Annotated in this window: 8 protein-coding genes; 7 read left to right on the top strand and 1 reads right to left on the bottom strand. The window is 71.5% G+C overall.

Annotated features, from left to right (window positions below):
• Positions 1-1,383 (bottom strand): GH1 family beta-glucosidase, encoded by a 1,383-nt coding sequence (locus tag PV682_RS15000; RefSeq protein WP_319729768.1) that lies wholly within the window; start codon positions 1,381-1,383, stop codon positions 1-3.
• Between the two features lie 437 nt (positions 1,384-1,820).
• Here PV682_RS15000 and PV682_RS14995 point away from each other — a divergent pair, with 437 nt between their 5' ends.
• The 7 genes from PV682_RS14995 (at position 1,821) to PV682_RS14965 (ending at position 12,273) form a co-directional block, all read left to right on the top strand.
• Complete coding sequence (locus PV682_RS14995; protein ID WP_319729766.1) at positions 1,821-2,933, top strand: radical SAM protein; 1,113 nt, start codon at positions 1,821-1,823, stop codon at positions 2,931-2,933.
• Positions 2,934-3,102: 169 nt separating this feature from the next.
• Entirely contained in the window at positions 3,103-5,451 is a 2,349-nt protein-coding gene (locus PV682_RS14990; RefSeq protein WP_319729764.1) for an NAD(P)-binding protein, read from the top strand.
• Entirely contained in the window at positions 5,448-6,851 is a 1,404-nt protein-coding gene (locus tag PV682_RS14985; RefSeq protein ID WP_319729762.1) for a sugar efflux transporter, read from the top strand. Before PV682_RS14990 ends, PV682_RS14985 begins: the two co-directional genes overlap by 4 nt.
• Complete coding sequence (locus PV682_RS14980; RefSeq protein WP_319729760.1) at positions 6,848-7,807, top strand: glycosyltransferase; 960 nt, start codon at positions 6,848-6,850, stop codon at positions 7,805-7,807. The genes PV682_RS14985 and PV682_RS14980 overlap by 4 nt, the downstream gene beginning before the upstream one ends.
• Positions 7,804-8,613 (top strand): PIG-L deacetylase family protein, encoded by an 810-nt coding sequence (locus PV682_RS14975; protein ID WP_319729757.1) that lies wholly within the window; start codon positions 7,804-7,806, stop codon positions 8,611-8,613. Before PV682_RS14980 ends, PV682_RS14975 begins: the two co-directional genes overlap by 4 nt.
• Positions 8,610-11,186 (top strand): glycoside hydrolase family 3 protein, encoded by a 2,577-nt coding sequence (locus PV682_RS14970; RefSeq protein WP_319729755.1) that lies wholly within the window; start codon positions 8,610-8,612, stop codon positions 11,184-11,186. The genes PV682_RS14975 and PV682_RS14970 overlap by 4 nt, the downstream gene beginning before the upstream one ends.
• Before the next feature lie 70 nt (positions 11,187-11,256).
• On the top strand, positions 11,257-12,273 hold the full coding sequence (locus PV682_RS14965) for an NAD-dependent epimerase/dehydratase family protein (RefSeq protein WP_319729753.1): 1,017 nt from the start codon (positions 11,257-11,259) through the stop codon (positions 12,271-12,273).
• Positions 12,274-12,290 lie beyond the last annotated feature (17 nt).

Raw genomic sequence — 12,290 nt, 5'->3', positions numbered from 1 at the left:
TCACTGCTCCCGGCAGGCCCGCGCCGCGTCGCGGAACCACAGCGCGCTCGCCTTCGGGGTGCGCACCTGTGTCTCGTAGTCCACGTGCACCAGGCCGAACCGCTTCTCGTACCCGTAGGCCCACTCGAAGTTGTCCATCAGCGACCAGCAGAAATACCCCCGTACGTCCGCCCCGGCCGCCCGCGCGAGCCCGATCGCGGCGAGGTGGTCGGCGAGGTACGCGGTGCGGTCGGTGTCCTGAATCCGACCCGTCTCGTCGACAGGGGAGCGGCTGTCGTCAAAGGCGGCGCCGTTCTCGGTGATGTAGAGCGGCAGCGCGGGGTACTCCCGGCTGAGCCGGGTGAGGAGAGCCGTCATGCCTTCCGGATAGATCTCCCAGGGCATCGCGGTCGAGGGCCGGTGGGTCTGCGGAACCCCCTCGTACCCGTGCGGCTCATCGGTCGCACGGACCACGTCCCGGAAGTAGTAGTTCACCCCCAGGAAGTCCAGCGGCTGCGCGATGGTCTTCAAGTCGCCTTCCTGGACCGGAAGTTGAGCGTCCTGTTTCGCGAGGTCCGTGAGCAGGTCGGCCGGGTAGCGGCCGAGCAGCACCGGGTCCAGGTAGATCCGCGCGCCGATCGCGTCCGCGCGCCGCGCCGCCTCGACGTCCTCGGGCGCGTCGGAGGCGGGGTGGGCGACCAACGGGTTGAGGGTGATGCCGGCCTGGGAGTCCGGCACGGCCTCGCGGATCCGCTGGACCGCCAGCCCGTGGCCGAGCAGCAGGTGGTGGGCCGCCTTCGTGAAGTCCGGGAAACTCCGCCTGCCCGGCGCGTGGTTGCCGAAGTAGTAGCCCAACATGGCAGAGCAGAAAGGCTCGTTGAGGGTGATCCAGTGCTTCACGCGGTCGCCCAGCGCGTCCGCCGCGAGTCCCGCGTACTCGGCGAACCGGTACGCGGTGTCGCGCTCGGGCCAGCCGCCGGCGTCCTCCAGCGCCTGCGGCAGGTCCCAGTGGTAGAGGGTGGCCCAGGGGGTGATGCCCTTGGCCAGGAGTTCGTCCACCAGACGGTCGTAGAAGGCGATTCCACGCGCGTTGACGGGGCCCGTGCCACCGGGCTGGACGCGCGGCCAGGCCAGGGAGAACCGGTAGGCGTCCAGGCCCAGTTGGGACAGCAGCCCGACGTCCTCGGGCATCCGGTGGTAGTGGTCGCAGGCCACGTCGCCGGTGTCACCCCCGGCCACCTTGCCGGGCGTATGGCTGAAGGTGTCCCAGACGGACGGCGAGCGCCCGTCCTCCGCGACGGCCCCCTCGATCTGGTACGCGGCCGTGGCCACCCCCCAGACGAAGTCGGCCGGCAGCCCTCGCACCGCCTCGCTCCCCACGGGCTCCGTGCTCGTAGCGGTCATCCGTTCCGCCTCCCTGCGACGGTACGACGTACGGCGTACGACGCCTTCCGCTTAGGCGTCCGTCACTCTCAAGTCGTACCGCACACGACGTACGCATCCCCTTGTGGGAGCGCTCCCAAGCAGGCTTGCTCAATCCCTCATACCTGTCAAGCACCGTGGCTTTCCGGCCAATCACACACCCTCGCCCGCGGAGCCCGGGCGACCGGTTGACAGGGCCGGAATGCGCCGGAGAAGGTCTTGGGAGCGCTCCCAAGACACTCGCGCAGCGCTCGCATTGCCCTCGAATTCCTCTCGAATTCCCTCACGGTCGACCACGACCGACCACAAACGATCCCGCGCCGTCCGATCCGTCCTTCACATCCAGAGACCGGAAAGTGACCGCACGTATGCCTGACCGCAATTCCGTTCTGCCCGGATCAACCCTCGGAACCCCCTTTGTGGAGCGCAATCTCGACCTGAGAGGCAAGCTCTACCAGCGTTCGATCCATCCGTCCGTCCGCCAGGTCGCTCTGGGGCGACGACTTTCGGCACCCCTCGTGGTCGACCTCGACCCGACGACCGTGTGCGATCTCGCGTGTCCTGAGTGCATCAGCTCGCAGGTGCTGCACCATGGCCAGATCGGGCCGGACCGCATCGTGAAACTCGCACATGAACTGGCCGAATCCGATGTCCGCGCGGTGATCCTCATCGGTGGCGGGGAACCGCTGCTGCACCGGGCCATCGGGGAGATCGTCGAGGTGCTGCACGGGGCCGGCATCAAGCTCGGGCTCGTCACCAACGGCACCCAGATCGACCGGCATCTCGACCGGCTCGCCGAGTGCCTGTCGTGGGTGCGGGTCTCGGTCGACGCCGGGACCGCGGACACGTACCAGTTGTTCCGGCCGAGCCGGGGCAAGCGCAGCATGTTCCCTCAAGTCATCGAGAACATGCGGAAGTTGGCCGAGCGGGGGCGGGGGCGGCTCGGCTACTCATTTCTCCTCATGCAGCGTTTCGACGAGGACGGGAAGGTCACCGAGTCCAACTACGACGAGGTCCATCGCGCGGGTCTGCTCGCCCGGGAGATCGGCTGCGACTACTTCGAGGTCAAGGCGATGCTGGACGAGGACCACTACACGGTCAACCAGCGGGCCGAGGACATCGCGGCGGTCGAGGAGCAGATCGCGGGGCTGCGGGAGCTGGAGAGCGACTCCTTCCATGTCCTGCACTCCTCCAACTGGCAGGCCGTGCGGCGGGGTACGGACCCCGTACAGCCCAAGGACTACCACCATTGCGCGATCACCGAGCTGCGGACGACGGTGACCCCCACCGGGGTATTCGTCTGCCCCTACCACCGGGGTAATCCCAAGGGGCGGATCGGGGACATCCAGCGGTCCGGGTTCGCCGAGCTGTGGGCCGACGCGGATACGTCCGTCATCGACCCCGGCGAGGACTGCCAGTTCGTCTGCGCGCGGCACGGGTCCAACCAGGAGATCGCCCGCATCGGGCGGCGGCCCGAGCCCGACGGGACCGGCTCCGACGAGCTGATCGACGACTTCGACCCCTTCATCTGAGACGGGGCGCCGGACGTACCCCGGACACAGGGCGCCGTCCGCCCGTCGTCCGGGGTGGCTCGTACTTCCGAGGTAGCCCCGGGGTAGCCCCGGAGTACGACGCCGGCCGTCCGGTCCCGCTCCGAGCGCCACTCCCCCGACCGAACCATCGTCCCCAGGAGTCCCCTCCATGCGTCTAGCCGTGATCGGAGCCGGTCCCGCGGGCCTGACCTGCGTCAAGCAGGCCCTCGCCGACGGGCACGACGTGGTCTGCTACGAGAAGCACCAGGACCTCGGCGGCATCTGGAACCCGGCGTCCGGCGGAGCGTACGCCGGGGTCCGGATGCAGAGCTCCCGCATGAGCATGCCGTTCTCCGACCACCCGCCGGGCTTCACGGCGGACTTCCCGACGCAGGCCGAGGTGCAGGGGTATCTGCACGCCTACGCCGCGGAGTTCGGGCTCCTCGACGTGGTGCGGTTCGGGCGGGAGGTCGTGTCGGTGGTGAAGGAGGGGGGCGGTTGGAGGGTCGGCACGCGGGCTTCCGGCGGGCCGATCTGGGCGGGTGGGGGTGACGGGGTCAGTGGGGGTTCCGGGGGGTTCGGCGGGGCCGGTGACGGCGCGGGGAGTTCTCCCGCCGGCCGGCCGCTCGCCCCGGACGAGGCGGACGAGGGCGGCAGGCCCGGCAAGGGTGCCGGCGGCGGTGGCTCCCCCGGGGGGCCGGTGCGCGCCTCGGGCGAAGTGGCCGGGGACGGCCGGATCGGCGGGGCTTCCGGGGGGCCCGGCAGCTTTTCCGGGACTTCCGGCGGCTCCGGCGGCTCCGGCAGCTCCGGCAGCTCCGGCGGTATTCCCGGGACTCCCGACAGCTCCGGCTCCCCCGCCGACTCCGACTCCCGCTCCCCTTCCGGCTCCTCCGGCTCCTCCGGCTCCTCCGACTCTTCCGACTCCGGTGTTTCCCCTGGTTTCGGCAACGCTGTCAACTTCCCGGCGTCGTCCGGCAGTTCGGGGGGCGCCGGGGCCGGTGGACCGCGCGGGGCACGGCAGCTTTCCGAGCCCGCCCCCGTGTCCAACCCCGAGCACTCCGAGCTCTTCGACGCCGTGCTCGTCGCCAACGGCGAGTTGTGGCGGCCTCGGCTCCCGGACAGCGGCCTCCCCGCGCCGGGGAGTGGTGTCCGCGTCCTGACCTCGCCCGAGTACCGGGGGCCCGAGACCTTCGCGGGGAAGCGGGTCCTGGTCGTCGGGGGCGGGGTCAGCGGCGCGGACATCGCGGCCGATCTCGCGCCGTACGCCGCGCGGGTGGACTGGTCGGTGCGGCGGCGGCAGCTGTTTCTGCCGCGGGACATCGGCGGGGACTACAACGACGCGCTGTTCTCGTACGCGGGGCGGGTAGCCGTGGAGGAGGTGCCGTACGACCAGTACCTCTCCTGGCTGACGGAGTGGATGCCGGAGTACATGGGGCAGTACCGGGCCACCGGACTCCTTCCGGGGGACGGGTATCACGGGGCCGTCCACGTCAACGAGAAGATCGTCCCCGCGGTGTACGACGGGGGAGTTACGCCGGTCGCGGCGTTCCGGCGGTTCACCGAGGACGGTGGCGTGGTCCTCGCGGACGACACACTCCAGCGGTACGACGCCGTGGTGCTGTGTCTCGGGTACGAGGCCCCGGACTACGGCTTCCTGCCCGGCCTGCGCCGCGAGGATCTGTACGAGCACCACTTCTGGCGCCACGACCCGACGCTCGCCGTCGTCAACACCCCCGTGGACACGGAGGCGTTCGGCACGGCCTGCCCGTACTTCGAGGCGATCGGCGGCTGGGTGCTGAGCGTCCTCGGCGGCAAGACGACACTCCCCGGCCCCGAGGAGCGGGCCGCGTGGTGCGCGGACCACATGAACGCGCTCGCGGACCGCCGCTACCTGGACTGCTGGCTGGAGACGATCCGCCTCGGCCTCCTCAGCGGCGCCCTCCCCGACCCGGCGGTGCGCTTCCGCGACTACTGGACCCTGATATCGAGCCAGGTCGACCCGGCCAACCTCCGCCCTGGCACGCCGAGTTCGCTACCCGCCGCGCACGACGACCGGTTCGACCTGGACGCCGTACGCCACCGGATCCTGGCCTCGCTGCCGATCGCGACCCGGCAACGGCTGCTGGCGGAGGGGGAGATCGAGGCGGCGGACGTCGAGGCGGCGGCGAGGGTGCCCGAAGGGCGGGCGCTGGAACCGTGGTTGCCTTACCGGCAGCGGGAGTCGGGGGACGCGGGCGCCGGGGAGGGCCGTGGCGTCGGCGGACCGGCAGGAAGTCGCCCTGCCCGCACGGACGGTGAAGCGCCGACGGCGAAGACCACCGGCAGCCGCGACACCGACACTCCGCACCACCCCGGCGGCGAAACGCCCACAGCCGCCAACTCCCGCACCCCGCAGGGCGAAACGCCACCAGCCCCCAACTCCCGCACCCCGCAAGGCGAAACACCCACAGCCCCCAACCCCCGCACCCCCCAAGGCTCCACCCCCGCCGACGACACCCCCGCAGGGAGCCCCGCGTGAGTGCCGGTGCCACGGGCGACGCGCCCGCGAAGGGCGGCCGGTGGCGCCTCGTCACCGACCCGGCCGTGCGGAACCTGATCGCGGCCACCGGGGCGGTCGGCGTCGCGGGCGCGTTCCTCGTGCCCACCACCAGCCTCTTCCTCACCGAGGCCGTCGCCGCCACACCCCTGATGGTCGGGCTGTTCTTCGCCGCGCGGTCGATCGCCGAGATCGGTACGGACGTCGTCGTCGGGGCGGTCTCCGACCGGCTCAGGGACCGGCGCGCGATCCTCGTGCTGACCGCGCTGCTGAACGCGTCCGGCGCGCTCTGCTACACGTTCCTGCGGGACTACGCGCTGCTGCTGGTCACCGGCATGGTGCTGTTCGGCCTCGGCGGCGCCTGCTTCGGGCAACTCTTCGCGTACACGAGGGAGTTGGCAGACGACCGAGGCGTGGACGCACCCTTCTTCAACGGCTTCCTGAGGTCGGTGACCTCGCTGGCGTGGGTGATCGGGCCGCCGCTGGCGTTCTGGATCGTCGCGCAGTGGTCGTTCGCGGTGCTGTACGCGGCGACGGCGTGCCTCTCGCTGGTCGCGGCGGTGCTGTGCCGCTGGGGCCTGCCGTACCCGCGCACCACGGAGGCGACGGCGCCGGACGACCAACCCCCGGGCCTGCGCGGCATGTTCGCCGGGGTCGGCCCGCGCACGCTGCTGGTGCTGGGCTCGGTCGTCCTGCTGCTCGGCGCGAACGCGATGTACCAGATCAACCTGCCGCTCTACATCACCGACGACCTCGGCATGAGCGGCCAGTTCGCGGGCCTGCTCCTCGGCGTGAGCGCGGCGCTGGAGATCCCGTTGATGGTGCTGGTCGGCGTCTGGGCGGACCGCCTCGGCAAGCGCCGCCTGCTGATCGCGGCGACGGTCTGCGCGACGGCGTTCTTCGCGCTGCTGCCGGTCGCCGACACCAGCCGGGCGGCGCTGCTGGCGCTCCAGCCCCTCAACGCGGCCTGGGCGGCGGTGGCGTTGAACATCCCGGTCGTGATGCTCCAGGACAGCCTGCCGGGCCGCTTCGGCACCGCGTCGGCGCTGTACTCCAGCGCGTTCAAGGCGGGCATGTTCCTGGGCGGCCTCGCGGTCGGGACGGTCGCGACGTGGACGGGTTACACGCAGGTCTTCTGGGTGTGCGCCGGACTCACCGCGATTGCGGGGGCGTTGGTGCTGCCGCTGCGGGTGCAGGACACGGACCCGATGCTCGCGCAGCGGAACACGCCTGCGGGCGAAGGGGACTTGGCGCAAGGCGCCGCCACCTCTCTTTCGAAGACCGCCCCCGACGCCCCGGCCCCCGCACCCGCACCCACCAACTCCCCTCCCCCACACCCCCCGACCGACCTCACCCACCCCACCGAAGGGAGCCCCGAGTGACCACCACGTCGCCCGCCTGCACGGTCGTCGTACCCACCTACAACCGCGCCGGCCTGCTCGCCCACACCCTCGACTCGCTGGTCCGCCAACGCCTGGACGACGCGTTCGAGGTGGTCGTGGCGGACGACGGCTCCTCGGACGACACCGCCGAGGTGGTCGCCTCCTACCGGGACCGCCTCGACATCCACTACGCCTTCCAGGAGGACGAGGGCTACCGCGCAGCGAAGGCCCGCAACCTGGGCCTGTCGAAGGCGCGCGGCCAGGTGACCGTGTTCGTCGACTCCGGCGTGATCCTCCAATCCGGCGCGCTCGCGGCCCACTTGGACGCGCACCGCGCGGCGGAGGGGCCCACGGCGGTCGTCGGGTACGTCTTCTGCTTCAACGAGGGCAACGAGGACGGCGACGAGATCCTCAAGTCCCTGAACTTCGCCGACCCGGACGCCTCGTTCGCCGAGTTCGCCGCGGAGAAACGCTGGCTGGACATCCGCGAGGACTACTACGAGCGCTACGGCGAGGACCTGGACGCCCTGACCGCGCCCTGGCTGATGTGGTGGACGTGCAACTCCTCGGTGGACACGGCCCTGTTGCGGGAGGTCGGCGGCTACGACGAGGCGTACCGGCAGTGGGGCGCCGAGGACGTCGACGTGAGCTACCGGCTGCGCACGGCGGGCTGCCGTTTCGTCCTGCGCCGCGACGCGACCGCGCTGCACGTCCCGCACCCGAAGGACTACGAGTCCAACATGCGCTCGGCGGCGGTCAACTACCGCTATTTCGCAGCCAAGTACGACACCCCGGTGGCACACCTGGTGGTGGACACGCACTTCCACGAGATCGAGGACGTCCTCCGCTCGCGGGGCCTCGCGGACGGCGAGCCGACCGAGCACCTCGGGACGGTCGTGCGGCCCATCGACCAGCTGGACGCGGAGCGCGCGGCGGCGGCCGGGGGAGAGCGATGATGCCGTTGCTGGGCATGTGGACGGCCGCCGACCGGGACGCGCGCCGCGAGGCACCCCGGGTGCTGGTCTTCTCCCCGCACCCGGACGACGAGGTGATCGCCTGCGGCGGCACGATCGCCCGGCTCGCGGTCGAAGGCGCCCGGGTGGGCGTGGTGTTCGCGACGGACGGCGCGATGTCGCACGCGGCGGTCCTCGGCATCCACACCGACCCGACCCCGGCCGAACTGCGTACGATCCGCCGCGAGGAGGCCCGCCGGGCGGCGAAGGCGATGGGCATCGGCGCCGAGGCGGCCCGCTTCCTCGACTACCCCGACACTCAACTCGCCGAGCACCTCCCGGAGTTCAGGCGGGACGTGCTGGAGATCCTGCGCACGAACCGGGACGTCGCCCAGGTCTATCTCCCGCACGAGATCCGCGAACTCAACGCCGACCACCGCCTCACCGGCGAGACGGTCGTCTCCTGCCTCGCCGAACTCGGCCTGGAACCCCGGGTGTTCCGGTACGTGGTGTGGGACGAGCGCACGGAGGACGAGTTCGGCTTCGTCAACCGCAACCCGGCGGCGGGCCGGAACGACGCGACGGAGCGGCTGGTCTCCTTCGACATCACGCCGTACGTCGCGCGGAAGCACGCCGCGTTCCGCGAACACCGCACGCAGGTCGAGCTGTTCGCCCCCGGACAGACCCGGGCCGTCGTACCGCCGCCGTTCCAGGAGCGGGTGTTCGCGGCACGCACCGAGGAGTTCTGGGTCACCGAAGCCGTCACCGAAGCCGTCACCGAAGCCGAGGCACAGGAGGGCGGCCGATGACGGCATACGCCGACAGCACAGCCGGCGCAGACAGCGCAGCCAGCACGAGCAATGCCGAACTCCCGTCCCTGCGCCCCCTGTCCGCCTGGCCCCGCCTCACCTCCGCGTTCCCGAAGGACCCGGAGATCGAGGCCCGGATCGCCGGGATACTCGGCCAGTTGACGCTGGAGGAGAAGGTCGGCCAGATGATCCAGCCGGAGTTGGCGGAGCTGACCCCGGAGGATGTACGGGACTTCCACATCGGGTCCGCGCTCAACGGCGCCGGGATCTGGCCCGGCGGCAAGCGGCACGCGAGCGTCCAGGACTGGGTGGACACCGTGGACCGCTTCTGGGAGGCGGCCGAAGAGGGCTGGGCCGAAAGGCCGTTCAGGATTCCGTTCCTGTGGGCGACCGACGCCGTGCACGGCCACAACAACGTGTTCGGCGCGACGGTCTTCCCCCACAACATCGGCCTCGGCGCCGCGCACGAACCGGAGTTGATGCGCCGCATCGGCGAGGCCACCGCCCGCGAGGTCGCCGCGACCGGCATGGACTGGACGTTCGCGCCGACCGTGACGACCCCGCGCGACCGCCGCTGGGGCCGCTACTACGAGGGCTACGGCGAGGACCCGGCCCTGGTCCACGCGTACGGCAGGGCGATGGTCGAGGGCCTCCAGGGCGACGTCACCGCCCTGCGCGCGGGCGGCAGGGTCGTCTCCAGCCTCAAGCACTGGATCGCGGACGGCGGCACCGAGAACGGCGGCGACCGGGGCACCGCCCGCTGCTCGGAGCAGGTGCTGCGCGACATCCACGCGCAGGGGTTCATCGCCGGGATCGAGGCGGGCGCGCAGTGCGTGATGGTGTCGTTCAGCAGTTGGTCGAACCCGGCCAACTACGACCACTCGCCGGGGAGTTCGCAGCCGTACAACGACAAGGTGCACGGCAGCCGGTTCCTGCTGACGGACGTCCTGAAGGACGCGCTCGGCTTCGACGGGGTGCTGCTCAGCGACTGGGACGCGCACGCGGAGGTCGCCAACTGCTCGGCGGGGGACGCCGGTTACGCGATCAACGCGGGCATGGACGTCCTGATGGTGGCGGGCCGCGAGGCCTGGCAGGGCGTGCACCGCTCGACCGTCCGGTACGTCCGTGACGGGGTGATCCCGATGTCCCGCGTCGACGACGCCGTCTCGCGCGTCCTGCGGATGAAGCTGCGCCTGGGCCTGTGGGACCGCCCGCGCCCCCGCGACCGCGCCGGAGCCGGTCTCCTCGGCCACCCCGAGCACCGGGCCCTCTCCCGCGAGGCCGCCGCCAAGTCCCTCGTCCTGCTGAAGAGTTCACCCGGCGTGCTCCCCCTCTCCAGGTCCGCGCGCATCCTGGTGACCGGCTCCGCGGCCGACTCCCTGAGCAAGCAGTGCGGCGGCTGGACGTTCAGCTGGCAGGGCGACGACGTCACCCGGGCCGACTTCCCCGACGGCACGACCCTGACGGACGCCGTACGCAACACCCTCGCGCCAGCAGGCCGGTTGACCCTGGACCCGGACGATCCCGCCGGGTACGACGTCGCGTTGGTCGCGATCGGCGAGGACGCGTACGCCGAGATGCGCGGCACCCTGAAGCCCTGGCGCTCCCTGGGATACGCCGACCTGAAGCTGTCGTACGCCGAAGACCTGGCGCTGCTGCGGGAGTTGACGGCGCGAGGCGTCCCCACGGTGACCGTGTTCCTCACCGGCCGCCCCCTGTACTGCACGGAGGAGATCAACCTCTCCGACGCCTTCGTCACCGCCTGGCTGCCGGGCCCTTACGCCGAGGGGATCACCGACGTCCTCTTCGAGGGCGGCCCCGACTTCCAGGGCCGGCTCCCGGTCTCCTGGCCGCGCACCCGCGACTCGGCCGCCGTGAACCGCATCCCGCCCCACCTCCCCGACTACCGCGTCCCCGCGGCGGAAACCGCCCCGGAGGGCCGCCACACCCCGCTCTTCCCGGTCGGCCACGGCCTCCGGATGTACGACGGCCAGACCCCCTCGACCGGTCAACTCCCCCTGGACACCCCGGAACCGCCCCCACCGGCACCTCAAGTCGAAGGCCCGCTGCGCGTGTTGGACGCGGACGGGACGCCGTACGACCTGAAGGTCGGCGGGCACAACACGTGGTCGCGGGAGGCCGTGCCGCTGACGAGGCCGATGAAGTGCCTGATCGTGCACAGCGATCCGGTGCCGGGACCGGCCGACGGCGTCGGTCTGCGCCTGCGTTACACCGGCTACCCCGCCTTCGTGTACGCCGAGTCGCCCACCGGCACCCCGGCCGACCTGCGCGGCTACCTCGGCGGCGAGGTGCGCTTCGCCGTCCGCGTCCTCCAACCCCCCACCGGCCCGCTCTACTTGGCGTGCCACGACGACTACCCGGCCCAGCCGGGCGTCGACCTCGCGCCGCGACTGCGCGAGCTCGAACCCGGGCAGTGGGCCGAACTGGCCGTGCCGCTGGCCGAGTTGGCGGCGGCGGGGATGGATCTTCGGCATGTGGACGTGCCGTTCATGCTCTACACCGAGGGCACGGCGGTGCTGGAGATCGCCGATGTCTCCTGGCGCGTCCCGTAGGCGGACCCTCCGCGCCGACAACTCCCCTTTCCGGAAAGGGAACCACCCCAGATCCCCACGAGGTTGAACTGTGAGAATTCTTCTGGCGGGAAACCGCGGATATCTCGGCTGCGTCCTGGAGCGAGCGCTGCTGCGCGACGGGCACGAGGTCGTCGGTCTCGACACGGGCTTCTTCGATCCGGCGCCGCGCCAGCCCCGCCGGGACGTCCGCCGGGTCACCCGCGAGGACCTGCGCGGCTGCGACGCGGTGGTCAACCTCGCCGCGCTGTGCAACGACGCGTGCGGCGACCTCTCCGCCTCGGCGACCGAGCAGATCAACGCCCACGCCCCGGTCAGACTCGCCGAGTTGGCGAAGTCGCTCGGCATCCGCTCGTACGTCCTGGCGTCCTCGTGCAGCGTGTACGGGGCCGCCCGGGACGGCGAGCTGACCGAGAAGGACGAGGTCGCGCCGGAGACCTCCTACGCCACCAGCAAAGTGACGGCCGAGCACGAGGTGCTGCGGCTGGCCGACGAGTCGTTCGCCCCGGTCGCGCTCCGCTTCGCGACCCTGTTCGGCGACTCGCCGTCCTTCCGCAGCGACCTCATGGTCAACCGCATCGCGCTGACGGCCGCGCGCTGGGGCAGGATCCAGATGAACGGCGAGGGGCTGCTGTGGCGTCCGCTCCTGCACGTCGCGGACGCCGCCCACGCCATCCGACTCGTCCTGGAATCGGGGGAGTCGGGCGGCGAGGTCTTCAACGTGGGCTTCGCCGAGCAGAACCACCGGATCGTCGACGTCGTCGAGATGGCCCGCGAACTCCTGCCGGACACGACGGTCACCCGACAACCCGCGCCGGACAGCCGCAGTTACGCCGTCTGCTTCGACAAGTTCCAGGCGGAGTACGGGGAGTTCAAGTCGACCTGCACCGCCGCCGACGGGCTGCGCGAGGTCCTCGACGCCTACCGGCTGCGGCTGCGCGCCCCGCTCGGCGAGACCGGCGACGGCTGGGCCGGCACCGACCGCCGCGAGTGGCTGCTCGCCAAGCGCTCGGCGGGCGACCTGGACGCCGACTTCCACTGGAACTCACCCTCCAACGCCCTGACTTGACGCCCCATCAGAAGGGA

The organism is Streptomyces niveiscabiei, assembly GCF_033794345.1.
GTDB classification, from domain to species: Bacteria; Actinomycetota; Actinomycetes; order Streptomycetales; family Streptomycetaceae; genus Streptomyces; species Streptomyces niveiscabiei.
Note: the sequence above shows the minus strand (reverse complement) of the source record. Positions and strands in the feature narration are given on the sequence as shown.